This is a genomic window from Saccharothrix sp. AJ9571, from assembly GCF_021725495.1.
Lineage (GTDB): Bacteria > Actinomycetota > Actinomycetes > Mycobacteriales > Pseudonocardiaceae > Amycolatopsis > Amycolatopsis magusensis.
The window spans coordinates 4751394-4773663 of sequence record NZ_CP091382.1; the positions used below are offsets into that span (position 1 = coordinate 4751394).

Below are 22270 nucleotides of genomic sequence, written 5' to 3' on the forward strand. Positions count from 1 at the left end.
CCCGGCACGTACCCTGATCGGCATGTCCGTAGCGGTGAGGGTGATCCCGTGTCTCGACGTGGACGCGGGACGGGTGGTCAAGGGCGTCAACTTCGCGGATCTGCGCGACGCCGGGGATCCGGTCGAACTGGCGCGCCGGTACGACGCCGAGGGCGCCGACGAACTGACCTTCCTCGACGTGACCGCCTCCTCCGGCGACCGGGAGACCACCTTCGACGTGGTGCGCCGGACGGCCGAGCAGGTGTTCATCCCGCTCACCGTCGGCGGCGGCGTGCGCACCAACGACGACGTGAACAGGCTGCTCCGGTCCGGGGCGGACAAGGTGAGCATCAACACCGCGGCCATCGCGCGGCCCGAGTTCCTGCACGAGGCGTCGCGCCGGTTCGGCTCGCAGTGCGTGGTGCTTTCGGTCGACGCGCGCCGGACGCCGGAAACCGCCTCCGGCTTCGAGGTGACCACGCACGGCGGGCGCAAGGGCACCGGGATCGACGCGGTGGAATGGGCGGCCAGGGGCGAGGAACTCGGGGTCGGTGAGATCCTGCTCAACTCGATGGACGCCGACGGCACCAAGGCCGGCTTCGACCTCGAACTGATCGCACTGGTGCGCGAGGCGGTCCGGGTGCCGGTGATCGCCAGCGGCGGAGCCGGTGCGCTGGAGCACTTCCTGCCCGCGGTGGAAACCGGGGCGGACGCGGTGCTCGCGGCCAGCGTGTTCCACTTCGGACAGTTGAAGATCGGTGAGGTCAAGGACGCGCTGCGCGCCGGCGGGGTGGAGGTCCGATGAGCCGCCGGCGGGCCGCGCTCGAGGTGAAGGTGATCACCGGCCTGCTGCTCGGCATCGCGGTGGTGCACATCGTGCTTTCGCTGGTGCTGCTGTCCGCACCGGGCTCCACCGTCCGGGTGCTGTTCGTGCCGGTGACCAGCCTGATCCTCGGCGCGATCGTGGCGGGCGGGCTCGCCGCGCCGGACCGGTTCCCGCGGTACGCGCGGTTTTCGCGGTACATCGGGTACGCCGTGGTCGGGATCATGGCCCTGCAGCACGCGTTCGGCATGCTGGCGGGGGCGCTGTGGTGGCTGCGGATCTTCTTCGGGCTCGCCGCGGCGGGCTACATCTACGCCGGGGTGCTGCTGAGCAGCCGCCCGGTGCTGCGACACGTGGGGAGTGCGAAGGCGTGAACCCGGCCGAACGCATCAAGTTCAACGACGACGGGCTCGTCTGCGCGGTGGTGGTCGACCACGAGAGCAACGACGTGCTGATGGTCGCCTGGATGAACGCCGAGGCGCTGGAACTGACGCTGACCACCCGCCGCGGCACCTACTTCTCCCGCAGCCGCGGGAAGTTGTGGGTCAAGGGGGAGACCTCCGGGCACGTGCAGCACGTCCGGGAGGTCCGCCACGACTGCGACGCCGACACCCTGCTGGTGCGGGTGGTCCAGGAGGGACCCGCCTGCCACACCGGCACCCGGACCTGCTTCGACACCGAAGCCCGACGCCTGCTCTGACCAGTGCTAATGTACAGGTGTTCAGAAACTCTGTGCGGAAGGCGGCGCGGTCATGCGGGTAGTGGCGGAGGTGCTGGTCGGGCTGGTGGCCCTGATCCACGGCTACATCCTGGTACTGGAGATGTTCCTCTGGAAGGGACCGCGCGGGCGCAAGGCGTTCGGCCTGACCCCGGAGTTCGCCGAGCAGACCGCGCCACTGGCGGCGAACCAGGGGCTGTACAACGGGTTCCTCGCCGCCGCACTGGTGTGGGGGCTGATCGCCGCGGACCCGGCGGGGTTCCAGTTCCAGGTGTTCGGGCTCATCTGCGTGATCGTCGCCGGTCTCTACGGGACGGTCACGGCGAACCGGCGCATCCTGTTCGTGCAGGCGCTGCCCGGTGCGCTGGCGCTGGTGGCGGTACTCATCGCGGGGTGACCGGGTGAGCGGCGACCCCCGCGCCGCCCGTACCCGCGCCCGGCTGCACGAAGCCCTGTTCGAAGCCTGTGCGGACCGGCCGCTCGGCGAGGTGAGCGTGGCGGAGGTGACCCGCCTCGCGCGCGTCTCGCGCGGCACGTTCTACCTGCACTACGAGGACCTGTCCGCGCTGGCCGTGGGCGCGAGCGCGGAACTGGTGCGCGAGGCGGTCGACGCGCTACATGCTTCAGATGACCCGCCGTCGGTTCTGACTGGGTTGCTCGGCTCGATCTCGCAGCACGCGAACGTGTACCGAGGGCTGATCGGGCCGGGTGGCGGGGGTCCGCTGGGTGAGGCGCTGCATGGTGAGTTGCGGGACCGGGCGCTGGTTGAACGGCGGAAGCGGGCTGTTCAGCCGGGGGACGAGGCGATCGCGAGTGCGGTGGCGGCGACGTTCACGGGGGTTGTGGCGGGGTGGTTGCACGGGCGGGTGCCTGGGACGGCTGGTGAGGTGGCTGGGCGGATTTGGGGGATGGTGGTGGCTCTTCATCGGTCTTTGTAGGGGGTTTGGACCGGGGTGGGGTGGGGGTTTGGGCGGATGCCCTGGTGGGTGCCCCGGGCGGCGGTTGCGCTGGTGGCTCCGGGCGGCGGTCGGGCTCGGGGCGGCGGGTGGGGCGCGAACGCTATGAATGGGGCATTACTAGCGTTGGATGCAAGTAATGCCCCACTCATAGCATTGGGCGCCGGGGGCGAGGATCACGAATGTGGCTTTCGGGGCGTTTGGCGTCTCGAAAGCCACATTCGTGACATCGGAGGGGGCGCGGGTTAGTCCAGGTCGCCGGTGAGGTAGCGCTGCAGGGTGGGGGCGATGGCGGCGATGATCTCTTCGCGGTCCGCTGAGGCCATCGGTTCGAACTTCGCCACGTACCGCACCATGCCCATGCCGACCACCTGCGAGACGCACAGCGACGCCCGGAACTGCAGCCGGTCGGCGCTGACCCGGTCGGTCAGCCGGACGAAGATGTTCTCCAGGAACAGGTGGCGCAACGCCGCGGCGGCCTGCTCGTGGCCCGCCACGCTCCGGATCAGCGCCGCGAAGGCGCCGCCCCCGGTTTCGTCCCATCGGGTGAGGAAGGTGCGTACGATGCGTTCGCCGAGTTCCTCCACCGGGCCTTCCTCGAAGACCTGGGAGAAGAGCTGGACCGGGTCGAACGGCAACTGGAGCACAGACTGGGCGAACAGCCCCTGCTTGCCGCCGAACCAGTGGTTGACCATGGCCGCGTCCACCCCGGCGCGCTGGGCGATGGCGCGGACGGTGGCACCCTCGTAACCCAGTTCGCCGAACAGCTCGCGGGCCGCGGTGAGCATCGCTTCACGGGTGTCCTCGCCGGCGGGGCGGCGGCCCCGGCGCTTGGCGGCCGCCGGTTTCGGGGTCGTCATGGCGCCATCATGCCTTTCGCTGCCCGGTCCACCGGAATAGTTCAACGCTCAATGAATTGTACACGCGGGTGTACCGCGCGCCGGTACCGACGGGTATACCCACGCGGCCGGGGGCGCGACGGCACAATGAGGCGCATGGTCAGCTCGCGCACCGACACCGCCGCTTCCGCCGTCGCCACCGGCCTCGGCGCGGTCAGCCCCAGCCGGGAGGAGTTCCGGGCCCTCGCCGAGTCGCGCCGGGTCATCCCGGTCGTCCGCCGCCTGCTCGCCGACGGCGAGACCCCGGTCGGGGTGTACCGCAAGCTCGCCGCCGACCGGCCGGGCACCTTCCTGTTCGAGTCGGCGGAGAACGGCGCCTCCTGGTCGCGCTGGTCGTTCGTCGGGGTGGACAGCCCCGCGGCGCTGACCGTGCGCGACGGCGAGGCCGTGTGGACCGGCACCCCGCCGGTCGGCCTGCCCTCCGACGGCGACCCGCTGACCGTGCTGCGCGCCACGCTGGAGGCGCTGCACACCGAACCGCTGCCCGGCCTACCCCCGCTGACCGGCGGCCTGGTCGGCTACATCGGCTACGACGCGGTCCGCTGGCTGGAGAAGCTGCCCGAGCTGGCCGAGGACGACCTGAAGATCCCCGAGCTGACCATGCTGCTGGCCACCGACCTCGCCGCGCTGGACCACCACGAGGGCACGGTCACGCTGATCGCGAACGCGGTGAACTGGGACGATTCGCCCGAGCGGGTAGACGCGGCCTACGACGACGCGCTCGCCCGGCTCCAGCGGATGACCGACCAGCTCGCCGTGCACGCCCCGGCCACCAACGCGGTGTTCGACCGCCCGGCGCCGCAGTTCACCCGCCGCCGCAGCCAGGCGGACTTCCACCAGGCCGTGGCGAAGGCGGTCGAGGCGATCAAGGCCGGTGAGGCGTTCCAGGTGGTGCCCTCGCAGCGGTTCGAGATCGAGACCGGCGCCGACGCCCTCGACATCTACCGCGTCCTGCGCACCTCCAACCCGAGCCCGTACATGTACCTGCTGCGGATGGAGGGCTTCGACATCGTCGGCTCCAGCCCGGAGTCGCTGGTCACCGTGCGTGACGGACGGGCGACCACTCACCCGATCGCGGGCACCCGGTGGCGTGGCGCCGACCCGGAGGAGGACGCGCAGCTGGCCAAGGACCTGCTCGCCGACGAGAAGGAGCGCGCCGAGCACCTGATGCTGGTCGACCTCGGCCGCAACGACCTGGGCAAGGTGTGCAAGGCGGGCACCGTGCGGGTGGTCGACTTTTTCACCATCGAGCGCTACAGCCACGTGATGCACATCGTGTCCACCGTCACCGGCGAACTGGCCGACGGCAAGACCGCCTTCGACGCGGTGACCGCCTGTTTCCCAGCCGGCACCCTCTCCGGCGCGCCGAAAGTCCGCGCGATGGAGCTGATCGAGGAATTGGAGCCGACCCGGCGGGCGTTGTACGGGGGTGTGGTCGGCTACCTGGACTTCGGGGGCGACGCCGACACCGCCATCGCCATCCGCACCGCGCTGGTGCGCGACGGAGTGGCGTACGTGCAGGCGGGCGGCGGGGTGGTGGCGGACTCCGACCCCGGCTACGAGGACAACGAATCGCTGAACAAGGCCCGGACCGTGCTGTCGGCGGTGGCCGCCGCGCAGACCCTGGCACCGGCCGGGGTGATCGAGGAAGCGGGTGACCCCGCTGGTGTCTGACTCCGGCAACAAGCGTCCCCTGTGGACGATCGTGGTGCTGCTCGGGCTGGGCGCGCTGGCGCTGTGGGGCGCCTCGCGGCTGACCTGGTTCGAACGCCCCCGCTCCGACCTGCCCGGCGTGCCACCGCAGGTGGTGACCGGGGCGGACCACCTGCCCGCACTGGTGCCGCTGGCGGTGCTGGTGGCCGCCGGGGTGGCCGGCCTGGTCGCCACCTCGGGCTGGGCCCGCCGGGTGGTGGCGCTGGTGCTCGCGGGCACCGGCCTGGCCGCGTGCCTGGTCGTGCTGCTGAACCTCGGTGGCGGGCCGCGCTTCACCGGGTGGGGCCTGGCCGTGCTCGGCGGCCTGCTGGTGCTGGCCGGCGGCGTGCTCGGCGTGCGCGAGGCGGGCCGGTTGCCGCGCCTGGGCGCCAAGTACTCCGCACCGGGTGGGAAACGTCCCGCCCGCGACGCCGATACAGAGCTCTGGGACGCGTTGTCCGACGGCCGGGATCCCACGACCGGTCGATGAGGGTTGACAAACCGACGATGGACCCGGGACCGGCCGGTCAAACCGCGCGGGTTAGCATCTTTCCGGCGGGAAGGGGAAGGTTTTTGTGAGCGAACTTGCGAGGCGTGGTCTACCCAAGACAGCGGTGCACACACCGGTAGGCGGGGCCGTCCGGTGACTGTTCTCGAAGACATCGTCGAAGGCGTCCGTGCCGACCTCGCCACCCGCGAGGCGGAGCTCCCCTTCGACGAACTGAAGCGCCGGGCCGCCCAGGTCGCGCCTCCGCGCGACGTGATGGCCGCCCTGCGGGAATCGGGCATCGGCGTGATCGCCGAGGTCAAGCGGCGCAGCCCGTCCAAGGGTGATCTGGCATCGATCGCGGACCCCGCGGCACTGGCCAAGGACTACGCCGAAGCCGGCGCGCGGGTGATCAGCGTGCTGACCGAACAGCGGCGCTTCGGCGGCTCGCTGGACGACCTCGACGCGGTGCGCGCGGCGGTGGACATCCCGATCCTGCGCAAGGACTTCGTGGTCAGCCCGTACCAGGTGCACGAGGCGCGCCTGCACGGCGCGGACATGGTGCTGCTGATCGTGGCCGCGCTCGAGCAGAACGCGCTGGTCGCCCTGCTGGACCGGGTCGAGTCGCTCGGCATGACGGCGCTGGTGGAGATCCACAACGCCGAGGAGGCCGACCGCGCGCTCGAAGCCGGGGCGTCGGTGATCGGCGTGAACGCGCGCAACCTGCACACCCTCGACGTGGACCGGGACGTGTTCAGCAGGCTCGCCCCCGGCCTGCCGATGGACGTCTACAAGGTCGCCGAGTCCGGCGTGCGCGGTCCGGGTGACCTGATGTCCTACGCGGGCCAGGGCGCGGACGCGGTGCTGGTCGGCGAGGGCCTGGTCGCCTCCGACGACCCCAAGGCGGCGCTGGTGAAGCTGGTCACGGCCGGTTCGCACCCCGCGTGCCCGAGGCCGAGCCGATGACTCCGGACTCTCGGGGGTCCGGGGGGCGTCCCCCGGGCGATGACCCAGAACCGACCAGGCAGCACGAGCGGACCGAGCACGACCCGGACGACAAGGGTCACTTCGGCCCGTACGGCGGCCGGTTCATGCCGGAGGCCCTGATCGCCGCGATGGACGAGCTGTCCGCCGAGTACGACAAGGCCCGGCTCGACCCGGAGTTCACCGGCGAGTTCGCCCGGCTGCTGCGGGACTACGCCGGTCGTCCGTCGCTGCTCACCGAGGCGCCGCGCTTCGCCGAGCACGCGGGCGGGGCGCGGGTCTTCCTCAAGCGCGAGGACCTCAACCACACCGGTTCGCACAAGATCAACAACGTGCTCGGCCAGGCGCTGCTGACCCGGCGCATGGGCAAGAAGCGGGTGATCGCGGAGACCGGGGCCGGGCAGCACGGCGTGGCCACGGCCACCGCCTGCGCGCTGCTGGACCTCGACTGCGTGGTCTACATGGGCGAGGTGGACACCCAGCGCCAAGCGCTGAACGTGGCCAGGATGAAGCTCCTCGGCGCCGAGGTGATCCCGGTCAAGACCGGGTCGCGCACGCTGAAGGACGCGATCAACGAGGCCCTGCGCGACTGGGTGGCCAACGTCGACACCACGCACTACCTGCTCGGCACGGCCGCGGGCGGGCACCCGTTCCCGGTGATGGTGCGCAACTTCCACAAGATCATCGGCGAGGAGGCCCGGCGCCAGATCCTGGCGCAGGCCGGTCGTCTGCCGGACGTGGTCGCGGCGTGTGTCGGCGGCGGGTCGAACGCCATCGGCATCTTCCACGGCTTCATCGACGACCCCGAGGTCCGGCTGGTCGGCCTGGAGCCGGGCGGCAAGGGCCTGGACAGCGGTGAGCACGGCGCGACGCTGACCGAGGGCACCCCCGGCATGCTGCACGGCGCGCTGTCCTACCTGCTGCAGGACGAGGACGGCCAGACCACCGAGGCCTACTCGATCTCCGCCGGGCTGGACTACCCGGGCGTCGGCCCCGAGCACTCGTGGCTCAAGGACACCGGGCGGGCCGAGTACCGCGCGGTGACCGACGCCGAGGCCATGGAAGCGATGAAGCTGCTGTCGCGGACCGAGGGCATCATCCCGGCCGTCGAGTCGGCGCACGCGCTGGCCGGGGCGATGAAGCTGGGCCAGGAGCTGGGCCGGGACGGGCTGATCGTGGTGAACCTCTCCGGTCGCGGCGACAAGGACATGGACACCGCGGCGAAGTTCTTCCACCTGGTGCCCGAGGAGGAGCTGTCGTGAGCGAGCTCGACGAGGTCTTCCGCCGGGCCAAGGCGGAGGACCGGGCCGCGTTGATCGGCTACCTGCCCGCCGGCTACCCGACCGTGGACGGCTCGAAGGGCCTGCTCTCGGCGATCGTCGACGGCGGTGCCGACCTGGTCGAGGTGGGCGTGCCCTACTCCGACCCGGTGATGGACGGGCCGACCATCCAGGCCGCCGCGGACGCCGCGCTGACCGGCGGGTTCCGGCTGAAGAACCTGTTCGAGGTGGTCGAGTCCGTCTCCGCGCGGGGTGGCAAGGCCGTGGTGATGACCTACTGGAACCCGGTGCACCGCTACGGCGTGGACGCGTTCGCGCGGGACCTCGCCGCGGCGGGCGGGCTGGGCATGATCACCCCGGACCTGATCCCGGACGAGGCCGACGACTGGTTCGCCGCTTCCGAGGCACACGGGCTGGACCGCATCTTCCTGATCGCGCCCTCCTCGACCGAGGAGCGCGTGCACCGGACGGTCCAGGCCAGCACCGGTTTCGTCTACGCGACCGCGCTGATGGGCGTCACCGGCGTGCGGGAGACCGTGGACGCGGCCGCCTCGAAGCTGGTCGACCGGGCCAGGGCGCACACGGACCTGCCGATCGGCGTGGGCCTCGGCGTGCGTTCGGGTGCGCAGGCCGCCGAGGTGGCCGGGTTCGCCGACGCGGTGATCGTCGGTTCCGCGCTGGTCACCGCCGCGGCCGAAGGTCTCGACGCGGTGCGCGAGCTCTCCGGTGAACTCGCCGCGGGCGTGCGGAAAGCCACCACCCCCACCGCGTAATTTCCACCGCGACACCAAAAAGGGTCGTGGGTGATTATGGCTGGCGATCAGCCCTAATCACTCACGACCCTTTTCCATGTGCGTTGATGCGCATATCAGCTTCTGACTATTTGACAATGATTTCCATTTCCTGCCAGGATTGTCGCAGCTGGGAGATCTCACCTGATCGGTGCGCGCGTTAATTCGTTCGGCGGGCGCGTCGGCTCGACATTTTCGTCGACGATTCTTCGCAAGGCGCGGCGCCCGCCGCGGGAAATGGAGGAGCCGTCATGCCGATCGCCCTGACGCGGCGGGGTTTTCTCGGGTTTTCGGCCGGTGCGGCACTGGTGCTCGGCGGCTGCGGGGGAGCGGACGGCACCGGTGACGGGGCGGGCGGCGAGCCGAAGCGGGGCGGGCGGTTGCGGGCGTTGTTCACCGGCGGCGGGACCAAGGAGACCCTCGACCCGCACGCGCAGAACCTGTTCATCGACCAGGCGCGGCACAAGGCGATCTTCGACAAGCTGACCGAACTCGGCGACGACCTGGCGCCGGTACCGCGGCTGGCCGAGCGCTGGGAGTCCAACGCGGACGCCACGCTGTGGCGGTTCACCCTGCGCCCGGCGAAGTTCCACGATGGACAGCCGCTGACCGGCGAGGACGTGCTGTTCAGCCTGGCCAGGATCCTGGACCCGGCGGCCGGGGACCGGCTGGCCCGGCAGTCGCTGTCGGCGATCGACCTCGGCCGCAGCCGCGTGGTCGATCCGCGCACGGTCGAGCTCGCGGTGAGCACCCCCTCGGCCGAACTGCCCGCCTTGCTGGCCACCACCGGTGCCGCGATCGTGCGGGCCGGTTACGCCGATCCGGCGAAACCGGTGGGTACCGGGCCATTCCGGTTCGTCTCCTTCGACCCGGGCCGCTCGCTGGTCGCCCAGCGCTTCGACGAGCACTGGGAAGGCGCGCCCCACCTCGACGAACTGCACATCCTCTCGGCCGACGCGGACGCCCGCGCGAACGCGCTGCAGGGCGGGCAGGCCGAGTACGCGCACGAGATGTCGCCGACCTTCGCCAGGACGGCCGAAGCCGGCCGCGCGGTGAAGATCGTCGCCGCGCCCGGCAGCACCACGCAGGCGTTCGTGCTCAAAACCGACCGCCCGCCGTTCGACAACCCCGACGTGGCACTGGCGTTCAAGCTGCTGGCCGACCGCCCGCGGCTGGTCGAGGTGGTGCTCGGCGGCCGCGGCGTGCCCGGCAACGACCTGTTCGGCAAGGGCTACCGCTACTACCACGACACGCTGCCGCAGCGCCCCCGCGATGTCGCCGAAGCGCGCTCGCTGCTGACCAAGGCGGGCGTGCTGAACCAGACCATCCAGTTCTTCACCTCCACCGTCTCCGCCGGTTTCGTCGACGCCGCGACGCTTTTCGCCGAGCAGGCCGGGGAAGCCGGGATCCGGGTGGAGGTGGTCACCGGGGCCGCCGAGACCTACTTCAAGGACCAGTTGACCACCGGCGTGCTCGGGAGCCACCGGGCCGGTGCCGCGCCGATCCCGGACTACATCAACTCGCGCCTGCTCTCCACCTCGCCGTTCAACGCCACCGCGTGGAAGCGCCCGGAGTTCGACGCGGCCTTCACCACCGCGCAGTCCACTGTGGATGAGGCTGAGCGCACCCGGCTCTACCACGACCTGCAGCGCGACCTCCACGACCGCGGTGGCCTGCTCGCCTGGGGCCACCCGGACTGGATCAACGCGGTGGCCGCGAACGTGCACGGGGTCCAGGCCGTGCCACCGAACACGGTGAACTGGGCCCGGTTCGACAAGGTGTGGCTGGGCTGAGGGGGTGCGGGGATACGTCGCACAGCGGCTGGGCCTGGCCGTGGTGCAGGTGATGGTGCTTTCGGTGCTGGTCTTCGCGTTGACCGCGTTGCTGCCGGGGGACGCCGCCGACGTGCGGTTCGACGAGAGCGCGTCACCGGAGCAGGTCGCCACGCTGCGGGCCGAACTGGGCCTGGACCGGCCCGCGGTCGAGCGGTTCTTCGACTGGGCGGGCGGCGTGCTCACCGGCGACCTCGGCCAGTCGCTGGTCAACCGGCAGCCGGTCAGCGAAATCATCGGGGGCTCGGTGGGGGCGACGCTGGTACTGGCGGTGGTCACGCTGGCCGTGGTGGTGCCGCTGGCCGCGTTGCTCGGCGCGCTGGCGGGGGTGTTCGAAGGCGGCAGGCTCGACCGGTCGATCACCTCGGTCACGCTGGTGCTCACCGCGATCCCGGACTTCGTGCTGGCGCTGCTGCTGATTTCGGTGCTGTCACTGCAACTCGGCTGGCTTCCGGCGACGTGGGTCGGCGCGACCGGCGACGATCTGCTGACCAGTCCGGAGCTTCTGGTGCTGCCGGTGCTGGTGTTGTTCCTGCGTACCGTGTGCACGCTCTCGCGGCAGGTCCGCGCGGGCACGATCATCTCGCTGCACGCCGGGTACGTGGTGCAGGCGCGACGGCTCGGGGTGCCGCGGAGGTCGTTGCTGCTGCGGCACGTCCTGCCGAACGCGGCGGTGCCCGGCGTGCAGGAACTGGCGCGCGTGGGGGACAACCTGCTCGGCGGGGTGCTGGTGGTGGAGGCCATCTTCGCCATCCCCGGCTTCGCGACCGCGTTGATCGACGGGGTCGAGTCGCGGGACGTGCCGGTGGTGCAGGGGCTGACCCTGGTGCTGGCGGTGGCCGCCCTGCTGGTCAACCTCGCCGCCGACCTCGTCTGCAACCGCCTGGTGCCGCGGACGGAGGTGCTGCGGTGAACCGCCTGCTGACCGGGGTTTCCGTGGCGCTGCTCGCGGTTCCGGTGCTCACCGCGCTCGTCGGCCCGTTGCTGGCCGGCGCGTTCACCCGGCCGACCGGGCTGCCGTACGGCGACAGCGGGCTGCTCGGCACCGACGGGCTCGGCCGCGACGTGTTCGGCACCTTGCTCGTCGGTGGCCGCACCACGCTCGGGGTCGCGCTGCTCGCCGTGGTCTTCGCCTACCTCGTGGGCGGGTTGATCGGCCTGGTCGCCGCCTCCACCCGGCGCCGGGTGCTGGACGAGGCGCTCATCCGGCCGCTGGACATCCTGCTGCCGCTGCCCTCGCTGCTGGTGATCAGCGTGGTCGCGGTCGGCTGGCGTGGTGACCCGCTGGCGATCGCGCTGGTGGTGGGCGCGGTGAACGTGCCGACCGTGGCCCGCCTGGTGCGCGCGGCCGCGCTGGACGCGGCGAGCGGGCCCGCGGTGGAGGCGATGCGCATGCAGGGCGAGTCGTGGGCACGCATCCAGTTCGGCTTCATCGCCCGGTCGGCGCTGCCGCCGGTGCTCGCCGACATCGGCACCCGCATCACGCTGGCGGTGTTCATCGTGGCCTCGGCGAACTTCCTCGGCCTCGGCCTGAACCCGACCTCGCCGGACTGGGCGGTGACCGTCTCCCGCAACCGGGAGGGCTTGCTGCTGCAACCGTGGGCGGTGCTCGCGCCCGCGGCGATGATCGTCGCCTTCACACTCGGGCTGAACCTGCTCGCCGACCGGTTGCTCGGGAACCGCCGGGAGGTGGTCGCGGCATGAGCGCGCTGGTCGAGGTCGACGGGCTCACCGCGCACGCCGGGGACGCGGTTCTGCTGCACGACGTCGGTTTCCGCCTGTGGCCGGGCAAGGTGACCGCGCTGGTCGGGCCGTCGGGCAGCGGGAAGACCACGGCGGCGTTGTCGCTGCTGGGCGATTCCGCGCCGGGCGTGCGGCTGACCGGGTCGGTGACCGTCGCCGGGAAGCCGGTCGGTCCCGGGGTGCGCGGGGGCGTGGTCTCGTACCTGCCACAGCACCCGGGCAGCGCGCTCAACCCGGCCCGGCGGATCGGCACCACCCTGCGGGAACTGGCCAAGCTGCACCGCCCCAACGAATCCACCGGCGAAGTCGTCGCCGAAGCACTGCGTGCGGCGCAGTTGCCCGGCGATCGCAAGCTGTTGCGCCGCTTCCCGCACCAGTTCTCCGGCGGGCAACGGCAACGCGTCGCGCTCGCGCAGGCGCTGGTCTGCGGTCCGCGCGTGCTGGTGCTCGACGAACCGAGCACCGGGCTCGACACGGTCACCCGGCTGCGGCTGGCCGGTGAACTGGCCGAACTCGCCGCGACCGGGCTCGCCATCCTGCTGTTGAGCCACCAGCACGATCTGGTGCGCGCGCTGGCCGACCACGTCGTGCTGCTCGACCACGGCCGGGTGGCCGCGACCGGCACCCCGGACGAGGTGCTCGGCGAGGTGGTGCCGCCGTCCGATGACTGGGCCGAGCCCGGTTCGGAGGAGGCGCTGCTCGAACTGCGCGGGCTGTCCGCCTCCCTGCGGCCGCGGGGCAAGCAACCGGTCCTGCACGACATCGACCTCGTGCTGCCGCCGGGCGGGCGGATCGGCGTCGTCGGACCGTCGGGCAGCGGGAAGACCACGCTCGCCCGGTGCATCGCCGGGTTGCACGAGCGGTACACCGGCGAACTGCTGCTCGACGGGCAGCCGCTGCCCGTGCTGCGCAAGCGGAGCACGGAACTGCGGCGGCGCGTGCAGTACGTCTGGCAGGAGGTCCGCGGCTCGTTCGACGACCGGCGCCCGGTGCTCGACCAGGTGGCCCGCACGGCGATCCGCCTGCGCGGCCTGGAGCCCGCCGCGGCACGCGCCGAAGCCGTGCGGTTGCTGGACGAACTGGGCGTGTCCGAAGAGACCGCCGCCCGGCACCCGGACGGTCTTTCCGGCGGTGAACTCCAGCGTGCCGCCCTCGTGCGCGCGCTGCTCGCCGAGCCGGAAGTACTGGTGTGCGACGAAATCACCACCGCGCTCGATCCGGCAACCGCGCGGAAGGTGACCACCCTGCTCGCGCGGCTGACCGGGGAGCGGGGTACCGCCCTGCTGTGGATCAGCCACGACCTCGGGCTCATCGCCGCGGTGACCAGCGAGGTGCTGGTCCTCGACGACGGGGTGGCCACCGGGCTGGGACAACCCTGTCCGGGCCTCGACAGGAAGGAATCGGTATGAGCGAAGAATCCTGGGCACTGCACGCGAGCCTGCCGCCCACGCTGACCACGGCCGAGATCCTCGAGGTGAACCCACCGAGGAACGACCTGCACACGGTCCGCTCCCACACCTACCGCGACTGGGAGTTCGAGTTGCCATCCGGGGTCTTCCGGCCGGGGGAGACCAGCCGGATGATCCACGACCGCGTGCTCGACGGGCGGATCCCGGTCGCCGGGCGGACCTACGTGGCGATGGGCTCCGGGCTGGGCGTCGAGGCCGTGGTGGCCGGGATCGCCGGTGCCGCGCGGATCTACGCGCTCGACGTGCACCCGGCCAGCGTGGCCGCGACCGAAGCGCACTACCGGCGCTTCGTCGGCGACACCCCGCCGCTGCACGCCCTGGTCTCCGACCTGTTCAGCGCGTTCCCGGACAAGGCGCAGGCCGACGTGATCACCTTCAACCCGCCCGCGGTCGCGCTGAAGACCAGTGAGGACCCGGACGTGGTGCGCAACGTCTGCGTGGGCGCGGAGATCACCGCGCGGTTCTTCGACCAGGTGCTGGCCGGCGACCTGCTGGCCCCCGGCGGCGAGATCCACCTCATCGTCTCCAACACGGCGAACCTGCGCGACATCATCGCGCACGCCATCGAGAGCGGCTTCGTCCCGGAGATCCGGGAACGCCGGACCTGGCCGGACGACGACGTGCAGACGTTCCTGTTCCGCCTGCGCGCCAAGGGAGAAGCGGCTTGATGCACGACCACTTCGCCGAGGCGGTCAAGGAGCCGGACCTGGTCAGGGTCCGCGAGGACCTGCTCTGCGTGCGCTTCGAGACGATGAAGATCTACTCGGCGCTCGGCGCGGTCCGGCGATTGCTCGAAACCGGTGCCGTGCGGCCGGGGGACACCCTGATCGACAGCTCCAGCGGCATCTACGCCCACGCGCTGGCGCTGGCCTGCAACCGGTACGGCCTGCACTGCCACATCGTCGGGTCCACCACCATCGACGCCACGCTCAAGGTACAGCTGGAAATCCTCGGGGCCACCCTCGAACAGGTGCAGCCCTCGCGCAGCCTCAAGCTGGACCAGAGCCTGCGCGTGCGGCGGATCACCGAGATCCTGCGGGAAAACCCGTCGTACCACTGGATGCGCCAGTACCACGACGAGATCCACTACCTCGGGTACCGCGAGGTGGCCGAGCAGCTCGACCGGGCGGTGCCGCCGGGGCCGCTGAGCCTGTCCGGCGGGGTCGGCACCGGGGCCTCGACCGGCGCGATCGCCTCGTTCCTCGGTGAGCTGGGCCGGGACGTGACGCTGATCGGGGTGCAGCCGTTCGGCAGCGTCACCTTCGGCGCGGAGCACGTGGCCGATCCGGAGATGATCATCGCGGGCATCGGCAGTTCGATCGAGTTCGAGAACGTGCGTCACGAGCTGTACGACCGGATCCACTGGATCTCCTTCGAGTACGCCATGTCCGCCGCGGTGGACCTGCTCCGGTGCAGCGGGGTGTTCGCCGGGTTGTCGGCCGGGGCGGCGTACCTGGCGGCGCACTGGGAGCGCGAGCGGGATCCCGGGCGCCACCACGTCTTCCTGGCCGCGGACACCGGGCACCGGTACGCCGAATCCGCGTACAGCAGGCATCGTGAGGCGTTCGAGCTCGAGCGCATGCGCCCGCGGGAAGTCGGCGTGCTCAGCGAGCTGGCGTGCCCGTGGTCGGCGATGGACTGGGCGCGCCGGCCCGCCTGCGCACGCACCCACGACGTACTGGGTGTGGCGTGAACGATCCGGGATATCGAGTCCTTTCCGGACTGTTCGGCGGGGCGGAACTGGCGCGGCTGGGCGAAGCCGCCGAAGCGGTGCAGCGCGACGTACTGGCGAAAGCCGCTTCCGGGCAGACGTCGGTGGAGGTGTGGCCGGACGGGCACCGGCTCGAACGCGTCGACGGCACGACCGTGCACTGGGAACCGGACGCTCCCGGCGCGATCCGCAGCCTCTCGCCGGTCGCACACCTGCACCCGGCGTTCGAGGCGCTGTGGGCCGATCCCCGGCTCACCGGCCCGATGGCGGACCTGCTGGGGCTCGGGGAGATCGGCCCGTTCGTGTCCAAACTGAACTTCAAGCGGGCCGGCGTCGGCTCGGAGTTCGCCTGGCACCAGGACTTCACCTTCTGGTACTGCTGCGCGGGCCAGGCCGCGCGGGACATCGCCACCGCGATGATCTACCTGGACGACGCCGGTGCGGGCAACGGCGCGCTGAGCGTGATCCCGGGCAGCCACCGCGACGGCCCGGCGCCGCGGGACCACGCCGAGCCGACCGGCCTGCTGCTCGACGCGTCCAAAGTGGATGCTGATCGTGAGCGCACCGTGGAACTGCCCGCCGGGTCGGTGCTGGTGTTCCCCAGCACGCTGGTGCACCGCTCGGTGCCGAACCGCAGCGAGCGCGACCGCCGGACGCTGTTGTTCTGCTTCCAGCCCGCGGGCCGCCCGCGGCTGGCCGAATTGCCCTACCGGGCGGAAATGCTGGCGGATCTGCCATGAAAGGGAAAGCGAAAATGGAAAGTGTGGCCGCGCTGGTCGATTCCGTGCTGGCCGGGGAATGGGGCCCGGCACCCGGTGAACGGTCCGTGACGAGTGCGTTCTGGCTGCACCACACCACCCGGCTGGCCGGTGGCGGGGTCACCTATCGCAACCACTACCTGTTGTTGCGCGTCGGCAGCGCGTTCGGCGCCTGTTCCTTCGAACAGGGTGAGCTGGACGCCGATTTCTGCGCCACCGCCTCGGGGGAGCCGCTGGACAAGCTGATCCGGGACGACCGGCTGCCGGTGCGGATCGCCGCGCTGGACGCCTACCTGGCCGACGCCCTGCCGCACCGCGAAGCCGGTGCCGAGCCGGTGGTGCTGCCGATCGGCACGCCGGAGGTCCGGGCGCGGGCCCGCGACGACGCCATCGCCGGGCTGCTGGACATCCGGCCCGGGGCGAAGGTGGCGCTGATCGGGGTGGTGAACCCGCTGGTAGAGGCCATCACCGAGCGCGGCGGCGAATGCCTGCCGTGCGACCTGAACCTGCGCACCACCCAGTGGGGGCAGCCGGTCAGCCGGGAGATGGACGAGGTGCTCGAAGCCGCCGACGCGGTGGTGGCGACCGGGATGACGCTGAGCAACGGCAGCTTCGACCGGCTGCTGGCGCACTGCCGCGGGCGCGACCTGCCACTGGTGATCTACGCGCAGACGGGCAGCGCGGTGGCGCGGGCGTTCCTGGGGCGCGGGGTCACCGCCGTTTCGGCGGAACCTTTCCCGTTTTCGCAGTTCAGCGCGGAACCGAGCACGGTGTACCGCTATCGCGCGTCCTTCGGGCGCGCCGGTTAAATTGTGCCCTCCGGGGCCGGACCACGAAAGAAGAGTACGAGAAGTGAGTGCGGAAACCGTGAAGCCGGTGGAGGACCTGCCGGTGCCCAGTGACCTGCGCATGGCCAGGCTGCTGGGCCCGGTGCTGCTGGCCTCGGCGGTGAGCCTGCTGCCGTTCACCGTGTTCAGCACCTTCCTGGTGCCGATCTCGGCGGACGCCGGGACCAGCGTCGCCGCGATGGGCGGCTTGCGCGGCCTCGGCGGCCTGGCGGCGCTGGGCGTGGGAGCGGCCGTGGCGCCGCTGCTGGACCGGGTGCCCAAGCAGTACACGGCCGGTGGCGGGCTGGTGCTGCTCGGCCTTTCGGCGGTGCTGGGCGCGGCCGGTCAGTTCCTCGCGCTGGCCGCCTTCTGCCTGCTGGTGGGCGCGGCGACCTCGGTGCTGAACCCGGCGCTGGCCGCGGACGCGGCCGACCGGTTCGGCTCGGGCGCGGCGGCGGGCCGCGCGGCCACGCTGGTCACCGCGACCCAGTCGCTGACCGCCATGCTGGCCGCGCCCCTGGTGGCACTGCCCGCGTTGTTGTGGGGCTGGCAGGGGAACCTGCTGGCGGTGGCGGTCATCTCGGTGGCGCTGTCCGTGGTGTTCTTCCGGCGACGTCCGCTGCCGGTGGCTGCTTCGGACGCGCAGCCGCGGCTGGGTTACCTGGCCTCGTTCCGCGCGCTGGCCGGGGTGCCGGGGGCGGTGCCGCTGCTGCTGGTCGCGCTGCTGCGGACGGCCGCGTTCATGGGCTACCTGTCCTACCTGGCGGCTTTCTACGACTCGCGGTTCCACTTGGACCCGGAGCTGTTCGCCCTGGTGTGGACGCTCAGCGGCGCGGCTTTCTTCGTCGGCAACCTGCTCGCGGGCCGGTACACCAGCGCCGAGGCGCCGTGGATCCGGCCGGAACGCATGCTCACCGCGAGCCTCGTGGTGGCGCTGGGTTCGGTGGTGGCCTTCTACTTCGCCGAGAACCTGGTGCTCGCGCTGGCGCTCACCGCGGTGCAGGGCGCCGCCCACGCCACCGTGGCGGCCTGCGTGGTGACCCTGCTGGTGCGCCGCTGCGGCCCGCTGCGGGGCTCGGCTCTGGGCGTGAACGCAGCAGGCATGAGCCTGGGCACCTTCACCGGCGCCGCCCTGGGCGGCATCGGCCTCGGCGTCGCCGGCTACCCGGGTACCGCGGCCGCCTTCGGCGCGATCACCCTGCTCGCCCTCGTCGCCGCCCTCTTCGTCCGCCCGACTCCACCGTGAGTGCGAAAGCCACATTCGTGACACCTGCGCACCTGAGGCCGTGATCGGTCGACGAGGTGCTGCCTGGCGCCAATCTCCTCTTGGGCGCCCACTTGCCCAAGCCCGCGTGCCGTTCTACCTCGTCGTGGAAGGCGGCGAGGCGGTGCTGCACGAGTGGCGCGACGGCGAGTACCACCTGTCCGAGAAGAGCGACGCCGGTGTGCTGAGCCTGCGTCGCCCGTTCGCGGTGGAGGTCACCCTCGGGGGGTGATCTCGCTGCGCTGCCAGGGTGAAGCGGGGTTGGTAACCCGCTGGTAGCTGGGCAGAATCCGCCACGTGGGAGGCATGATGCCGGCATGAGCCGGCCGGCGCGGTGAGCCGCGCGCGGGGGGCTTTGCTGGTGGCACTGGCGATCGACAACTTCGGCACCGGGCTCTTCCTGCCGCTGACGCTGGTCTACCTCACCCGGGTGGTGGGCCTGCCGCTGGCACTGGCAGGCACCATCGTGCCGCTGGGTACGGTCGCCGGGCTGCTGGTGCCGCCGCTGGCCGGGCGCCTCACCGACCGCGTCGGCGCGCGGCTGGTGGTGATCCTCGCCCAACTCGTGCAGGCCGCCGGGGTCGTGGCCTACCTGCTCGCCGGTTCGGCGGTGGCCGTGGTCGTCGCCGCGATCCTGGTCGCCGCGGGCCAGCAGGCGTTCTACTGCGCGCTCTACGCACTGGTCGCCGACGTCGCCGGGGACGTGCCCAAGGACCGGCCGTTCGCGGTGGTCGGCATGGTCCGCGCGGCCTCGTTCGGCGCCGGTGGCCTGGTCGCGGCCTTGCTGCTGACCGGCTACGGCACCACCGGCTTCCGGCTGGCGCTCGGCACCAACGCGCTGACCTACCTGCTCGCCGCGCTCGTGCTGCTGCTCTGCCTGCGCGAACCGCTGGGCCGCTTCCTGCCGCCTCCGTGCCGGCTCACCACGGGCCCGCTGCGCGACCGGCCGTACGTCGCACTCATCCTGATCAGCGGACTGTTCGGCCTGTCGCTGGACGTCTTCCTGATCGGCGTCCCGGTGTTCGTCCTGGAACAACTGCGCGGGCCGTCGTGGCTGCCCGGCGCGATCATCGCGCTGCTCACCCTCTGCACCAGCGTCGGCGGCACGCTCGCGCTCCGGCTGACCCACCGCCTCAGCCGGATCGACGCCATGCGCTTCGGCTCCCTGCTCTACGCGGTGTGGTGGCTGAGCTGCCTCGGCGCGGTGCTGGTGCCCCCGGCCGCGCAGCCGGGGTACCTGCTCGCGGTCACGCTGATCATCGCCACCGCGAACCTGGTGTTCGGCCCGCGGGCCAACGCGCTGGCCGAGGCGGCGGCCCCGCGCGCGGCCCGCGGCCGGTACCTCGCCGCCTTCCAGTACGCCTTCACCGCCGCGCAGGTCCTCGCCCCGGCCGTGGTCGCGTTGTTCTCGGTGGCCATCTGGCTGCCGTGGCTGGTGGTCGCGGTCTGCGCGGTGCTGGCGGTGTTCGGTCTGAACGGGCTGGCCGCGCGGCTGCCGGCCCACGCGGTGCACCCGCCGCGGCCGGGGGAGTCAGGCGGGTGAGGGGTCGATGCGGAAGACCGCGCACCGCCCGGCGAGCGCCTCGAACTCGTCCGGCGAATCGGACTCGACGATGCCCGCGCTGGTCATCATCGACACGCCGGACGGCACCTTCGCGGGGAACGCCCGCAGGATCGGGCGCGCCTGTTCGACGGGCAGTTCGACGAGCCGCACCTGCTCGTGGCGGCGGCCGCAGGTGAGCGTGCCCGCCTTGGCCGCGCTGGCGTTGCGCACCCAGTCGGCACCGGGGAAGCCCCCGACGACGTAGCGCTCACCTTCGTGCTCCATCAGGGAAATGGGCGTGGTGCGGGGCTTCCCGGACTTCCGGCCGGGCACGGTCAGCAGGTGCATCCCGCCGAGCTTGAGCCCGGTCCGCTGGAGTCCGACGAACACCCGGTTCATCGGCTTGAGCCAGCGCGGGGGCGTGACCTTGGCAGTGGGCAAATCCGACCTCCATCATCGAACGGTAGGCTGTACCGTACAGCATACGGTACAGCCTTGTCTAGGATGGCCCGCATCATGGCGACCGACAGCAGCTCCGACCCCGCCCGCAGCCTCGCGATCCTCTGGCGCACCCGTGAAGTGGCCAGCCGCAAGGGGAGACCCGAACTGAGCGTGGACCGCATCGCGCGCACGGCCATCGAGCTGGCCGACGCCGACGGCTTCGACTCGCTGTCGATGCGCAAGGTCGCCGAGAAGCTCGGCGTCGGCACGATGTCGCTCTACACCTACGTGCCGGGCAAGGCCGAGCTGATGGACGTCATGTTCGACCTCGTGCAGGCCGAGACCGCGCGCCCGGACGAGGTGGAGGGCGGCTGGCGGGCCAAACTCGAGCTGATCGCGCGCGAGAACCTGGCGCTCTACCGGCGCCACCCGTGGCTGCTGCACGCCTCGCACCGGTCCGTGCTCGGCCCCCGCGTGATCGAGAAGTACGAGTACGAACTCCGTGCGCTGGAAGGGATCGGGCTCACCGAGATCGAGATGGACTCGGTGCTCACGCTGCTGATCGGCCACGCGCAGGTGTCCGCGCGCGGGCGGGCCGAAATCTCCAGGGTGGAGCGCGCCTCCGGGCTCACCGAGGAGCAGTGGTGGACGCAGAACGCGCCGCTGCTCGAGCAGGTCATCGACTACAGCCGCTACCCGGTGGCCTCCAGGGTGGGCGCCGCGGCCGGTGCCGCGCACCACGCCTCCTACAGCCCGGAGCACGCGTTCGAGTTCGGCCTGGCCCGGATTCTCGACGGGATCGCGGTCCTCGTCGGGGGCAGGGCAGACGCCGGGAGCTGAGTTGGCTACGGTGGCCCGGTGAATACCGCCGCGGCGTCGTTCCTGGCCAGCATCCCCAGCCCCGATCGCGGGGTGTGGCACATCGGGCCCATCCCGATCCGCGCCTACGCGCTGTGCATCATCGCGGGCATCGTCGTGGCCATCTGGCTGGGCGAACGCCGCTGGGTGGCGCGCGGGGGCACCAAGGGCACGATCCTCGACATCGCGGTGTACGCGGTGCCGTTCGGCCTGGTCGGCGGGCGGCTCTACCACGTGATCACCGACTGGCACCGGTACTTCGGCGAGGGCAAGGACCCGATCCAGGCGCTGAACATCGTCAACGGCGGCCTCGGCATCTGGGGCGCCATCGCGCTGGGCGGGGTCGGCGCGTGGATCGGCTGCCGCCGCAAGGGCATCCCGCTGCCCGCCGTCGCGGACGCCCTCGCGCCGGGCATCGTCATCGCGCAGGGTGTGGGCCGCCTCGGCAACTACTTCAACCAGGAGCTCTACGGCGGGCACACCGACCTGCCGTGGGCGCTGGAGATCTACTCGCGGGTCAGCATCGACGACCCGCGCATCGAGGACACGCTCAACGGCGTCGCGCTGAACAACATCCCGATCGACACCGTGCACCCGACCTTCCTCTACGAACTGCTGTGGAACCTCGGGGTCGCGCTGCTGGTCATCTGGGCGGACAAGAAGCTGCGCCTGGGCCACGGCCGCGCGTTCGCGCTCTACGTCGCCGGCTACACCCTCGGCCGGACCTGGATCGAGCTGATGCGCACCGACGCGGCCACCCTGGTCTTCGGGGTCCGGGTCAACGTCTGGGTTTCGATCCTGGTGTTCGCCGGCGCGGTGATCTACTACTTCGCCGCCCGCGGCCGGGGGGAGCGGGAAGCGCCGGAGACACTCAAGGGCAAGGACGGCGACCAGCCGGACGAGGAACTGGACGGCGAGGAGAACGCCGTGGTGCCGAACGGCAACGGCGCCACGAGCGCGGACGAGCCGGGCTCGACAGAGCGCACAGAGCCCGCGGCGCGCACCGAGCGCACGGACAAGCCGGACACAAAGGACTGAAAGCCCAGGTCAGGCGAGGGTGACGAATACCGCGGCGGCACAGGGCTGCCGCGTTCGCCCGAGCGGGCTAAGCTGGAGCGACTGCGCCGAACTGTTCCGGAGAACCTAGTTAGCGGGCCGAAGTAATCTCATCCCATCAAGAACGATGTCGTTCGGGCCGATCGGATCGTTACGGTC

The 22270-nt window shown here is 71.5% G+C and carries 25 protein-coding genes; 23 read left to right on the forward strand and 2 right to left on the reverse strand.

The features are described 5' to 3' along the window. Positions 1 to 22: 22 nt before the first annotated feature. The 5 genes from hisF to L3Q67_RS21915 are packed head-to-tail and all read left to right on the forward strand — an operon-like array spanning position 23 to position 2458. Complete coding sequence (gene hisF / locus L3Q67_RS21895) at positions 23 to 784, forward strand: imidazole glycerol phosphate synthase subunit HisF (RefSeq protein ID WP_499191231.1); 762 nt, start codon at positions 23 to 25, stop codon at positions 782 to 784. After that, the gene (locus L3Q67_RS21900) at positions 781 to 1176 is read left to right on the forward strand and encodes a hypothetical protein (protein ID WP_499191232.1); all 396 of its coding nucleotides are present in this window, start codon (positions 781 to 783) and stop codon (positions 1174 to 1176) included. The genes hisF and L3Q67_RS21900 overlap by 4 nt, the downstream gene beginning before the upstream one ends. Continuing rightward, positions 1173 to 1502 (forward strand): phosphoribosyl-AMP cyclohydrolase, encoded by a 330-nt coding sequence (gene hisI / locus L3Q67_RS21905; RefSeq protein ID WP_499191233.1) that lies wholly within the window; start codon positions 1173 to 1175, stop codon positions 1500 to 1502. Before L3Q67_RS21900 ends, hisI begins: the two co-directional genes overlap by 4 nt. Before the next feature lie 52 nt (positions 1503 to 1554). Further along, positions 1555 to 1917 carry a DUF1304 domain-containing protein gene (locus tag L3Q67_RS21910; RefSeq protein WP_499191234.1) on the forward strand — a complete coding sequence of 121 codons (363 nt, stop codon included), beginning with the start codon at positions 1555 to 1557 and terminating at the stop codon, positions 1915 to 1917. A gap of 4 nt (positions 1918 to 1921) precedes the next feature. Beyond that, positions 1922 to 2458 carry a TetR/AcrR family transcriptional regulator gene (locus L3Q67_RS21915; protein WP_499191235.1) on the forward strand — a complete coding sequence of 179 codons (537 nt, stop codon included), beginning with the start codon at positions 1922 to 1924 and terminating at the stop codon, positions 2456 to 2458. Positions 2459 to 2721: 263 nt separating this feature from the next. On the opposite strand, the gene L3Q67_RS21920 is transcribed toward L3Q67_RS21915, so the two are convergent. Beyond that, a complete protein-coding gene (locus L3Q67_RS21920; RefSeq protein ID WP_499191236.1) occupies positions 2722 to 3336 on the reverse strand; it encodes a TetR/AcrR family transcriptional regulator in 615 nt (204 codons plus the stop codon). Between the two features lie 135 nt (positions 3337 to 3471). Here L3Q67_RS21920 and L3Q67_RS21925 point away from each other — a divergent pair, with 135 nt between their 5' ends. The 16 genes from L3Q67_RS21925 to L3Q67_RS22000 all read left to right on the forward strand — a co-directional run bounded on the left by L3Q67_RS21925 (position 3472) and on the right by L3Q67_RS22000 (position 19756). Beyond that, positions 3472 to 5049, forward strand: a complete 1578-nt coding sequence (locus tag L3Q67_RS21925) for an anthranilate synthase component I (protein ID WP_499191237.1) — start codon at positions 3472 to 3474, stop codon at positions 5047 to 5049. Next, positions 5042 to 5557, forward strand: coding sequence for a Trp biosynthesis-associated membrane protein (locus L3Q67_RS21930; protein ID WP_499191238.1), 516 nt, complete (start codon positions 5042 to 5044; stop codon positions 5555 to 5557). The genes L3Q67_RS21925 and L3Q67_RS21930 overlap by 8 nt, the downstream gene beginning before the upstream one ends. A gap of 153 nt (positions 5558 to 5710) precedes the next feature. Further along, positions 5711 to 6520, forward strand: a complete 810-nt coding sequence (gene trpC, locus L3Q67_RS21935; protein ID WP_499191239.1) for an indole-3-glycerol phosphate synthase TrpC — start codon at positions 5711 to 5713, stop codon at positions 6518 to 6520. Next, positions 6517 to 7800, forward strand: coding sequence for a tryptophan synthase subunit beta (gene trpB, locus L3Q67_RS21940; protein ID WP_499191240.1), 1284 nt, complete (start codon positions 6517 to 6519; stop codon positions 7798 to 7800). Before trpC ends, trpB begins: the two co-directional genes overlap by 4 nt. Continuing rightward, complete coding sequence (trpA, locus tag L3Q67_RS21945; protein ID WP_499191241.1) at positions 7797 to 8591, forward strand: tryptophan synthase subunit alpha; 795 nt, start codon at positions 7797 to 7799, stop codon at positions 8589 to 8591. Before trpB ends, trpA begins: the two co-directional genes overlap by 4 nt. Before the next feature lie 269 nt (positions 8592 to 8860). Next, positions 8861 to 10402 (forward strand): ABC transporter substrate-binding protein, encoded by a 1542-nt coding sequence (locus tag L3Q67_RS21950; protein ID WP_499191242.1) that lies wholly within the window; start codon positions 8861 to 8863, stop codon positions 10400 to 10402. A gap of 4 nt (positions 10403 to 10406) precedes the next feature. After that, the gene (locus L3Q67_RS21955; protein ID WP_499191243.1) at positions 10407 to 11354 is read left to right on the forward strand and encodes an ABC transporter permease; all 948 of its coding nucleotides are present in this window, start codon (positions 10407 to 10409) and stop codon (positions 11352 to 11354) included. Continuing rightward, positions 11351 to 12145 (forward strand): ABC transporter permease, encoded by a 795-nt coding sequence (locus L3Q67_RS21960; RefSeq protein ID WP_499191244.1) that lies wholly within the window; start codon positions 11351 to 11353, stop codon positions 12143 to 12145. The genes L3Q67_RS21955 and L3Q67_RS21960 overlap by 4 nt, the downstream gene beginning before the upstream one ends. Continuing rightward, positions 12142 to 13593 (forward strand): ABC transporter ATP-binding protein, encoded by a 1452-nt coding sequence (locus tag L3Q67_RS21965; protein ID WP_499191245.1) that lies wholly within the window; start codon positions 12142 to 12144, stop codon positions 13591 to 13593. The genes L3Q67_RS21960 and L3Q67_RS21965 overlap by 4 nt, the downstream gene beginning before the upstream one ends. Beyond that, on the forward strand, positions 13590 to 14321 hold the full coding sequence (locus L3Q67_RS21970; RefSeq protein ID WP_499191246.1) for a class I SAM-dependent methyltransferase: 732 nt from the start codon (positions 13590 to 13592) through the stop codon (positions 14319 to 14321). Before L3Q67_RS21965 ends, L3Q67_RS21970 begins: the two co-directional genes overlap by 4 nt. Then, on the forward strand, positions 14321 to 15346 hold the full coding sequence (locus L3Q67_RS21975; protein ID WP_499191247.1) for a PALP domain-containing protein: 1026 nt from the start codon (positions 14321 to 14323) through the stop codon (positions 15344 to 15346). The genes L3Q67_RS21970 and L3Q67_RS21975 overlap by 1 nt, the downstream gene beginning before the upstream one ends. Next, complete coding sequence (locus L3Q67_RS21980) at positions 15343 to 16104, forward strand: phytanoyl-CoA dioxygenase family protein (RefSeq protein ID WP_499191248.1); 762 nt, start codon at positions 15343 to 15345, stop codon at positions 16102 to 16104. The genes L3Q67_RS21975 and L3Q67_RS21980 overlap by 4 nt, the downstream gene beginning before the upstream one ends. 14 nt (positions 16105 to 16118) lie before the next feature. Next, positions 16119 to 16931 (forward strand): Rossmann-like domain-containing protein, encoded by an 813-nt coding sequence (locus L3Q67_RS21985; RefSeq protein ID WP_499191249.1) that lies wholly within the window; start codon positions 16119 to 16121, stop codon positions 16929 to 16931. 43 nt (positions 16932 to 16974) lie between these two features. Beyond that, positions 16975 to 18195 carry an MFS transporter gene (locus L3Q67_RS21990; protein ID WP_499191250.1) on the forward strand — a complete coding sequence of 407 codons (1221 nt, stop codon included), beginning with the start codon at positions 16975 to 16977 and terminating at the stop codon, positions 18193 to 18195. A gap of 106 nt (positions 18196 to 18301) precedes the next feature. After that, positions 18302 to 18445 carry a hypothetical protein gene (locus L3Q67_RS21995; RefSeq protein ID WP_499191251.1) on the forward strand — a complete coding sequence of 48 codons (144 nt, stop codon included), beginning with the start codon at positions 18302 to 18304 and terminating at the stop codon, positions 18443 to 18445. Positions 18446 to 18547: 102 nt separating this feature from the next. After that, a complete protein-coding gene (locus L3Q67_RS22000) occupies positions 18548 to 19756 on the forward strand; it encodes an MFS transporter (protein ID WP_499191252.1) in 1209 nt (402 codons plus the stop codon). Here L3Q67_RS22000 and L3Q67_RS22005 read toward each other — a convergent pair. Continuing rightward, the gene (locus L3Q67_RS22005; RefSeq protein WP_499191253.1) at positions 19745 to 20197 is read right to left on the reverse strand and encodes a PNPOx family protein; all 453 of its coding nucleotides are present in this window, start codon (positions 20195 to 20197) and stop codon (positions 19745 to 19747) included. The two genes, L3Q67_RS22000 and L3Q67_RS22005, sit on opposite strands and share 12 nt — an antisense overlap. Before the next feature lie 75 nt (positions 20198 to 20272). Between L3Q67_RS22005 and L3Q67_RS22010 the strand changes: the two genes are divergently transcribed. Both L3Q67_RS22010 and lgt read left to right on the forward strand, forming a co-directional pair. Next, positions 20273 to 21037: a TetR/AcrR family transcriptional regulator gene (locus L3Q67_RS22010; RefSeq protein WP_499191254.1), complete on the forward strand. Its 765-nt coding sequence runs from the start codon at positions 20273 to 20275 to the stop codon at positions 21035 to 21037. Positions 21038 to 21055: 18 nt separating this feature from the next. Further along, on the forward strand, positions 21056 to 22093 hold the full coding sequence (gene lgt, locus L3Q67_RS22015; RefSeq protein ID WP_499191255.1) for a prolipoprotein diacylglyceryl transferase: 1038 nt from the start codon (positions 21056 to 21058) through the stop codon (positions 22091 to 22093). The last annotated feature ends 177 nt before the right edge of the window (positions 22094 to 22270 follow it).

Coding starts and splice junctions, on each gene's coding strand:
- L3Q67_RS21950 (WP_499191242.1), top strand. CDS start 8,861: ATGCCGATCGCCCTGACGCGGCGGGGTTTTCTCGGGTTTTCGGCCGGT.
- L3Q67_RS22010 (WP_499191254.1), top strand. CDS start 20,273: ATGGCGACCGACAGCAGCTCCGACCCCGCCCGCAGCCTCGCGATCCTC.
- L3Q67_RS21965 (WP_499191245.1), top strand. CDS start 12,142: ATGAGCGCGCTGGTCGAGGTCGACGGGCTCACCGCGCACGCCGGGGAC.
- L3Q67_RS21920 (WP_499191236.1), bottom strand. CDS start 3,336: ATGACGACCCCGAAACCGGCGGCCGCCAAGCGCCGGGGCCGCCGCCCC.
- L3Q67_RS21900 (WP_499191232.1), top strand. CDS start 781: ATGAGCCGCCGGCGGGCCGCGCTCGAGGTGAAGGTGATCACCGGCCTG.
- trpB (WP_499191240.1), top strand. CDS start 6,517: ATGACTCCGGACTCTCGGGGGTCCGGGGGGCGTCCCCCGGGCGATGAC.
- L3Q67_RS21975 (WP_499191247.1), top strand. CDS start 14,321: ATGCACGACCACTTCGCCGAGGCGGTCAAGGAGCCGGACCTGGTCAGG.
- L3Q67_RS21910 (WP_499191234.1), top strand. CDS start 1,555: ATGCGGGTAGTGGCGGAGGTGCTGGTCGGGCTGGTGGCCCTGATCCAC.
- hisF (WP_499191231.1), top strand. CDS start 23: ATGTCCGTAGCGGTGAGGGTGATCCCGTGTCTCGACGTGGACGCGGGA.
- L3Q67_RS21925 (WP_499191237.1), top strand. CDS start 3,472: ATGGTCAGCTCGCGCACCGACACCGCCGCTTCCGCCGTCGCCACCGGC.
- L3Q67_RS21970 (WP_499191246.1), top strand. CDS start 13,590: ATGAGCGAAGAATCCTGGGCACTGCACGCGAGCCTGCCGCCCACGCTG.
- L3Q67_RS21985 (WP_499191249.1), top strand. CDS start 16,119: ATGGAAAGTGTGGCCGCGCTGGTCGATTCCGTGCTGGCCGGGGAATGG.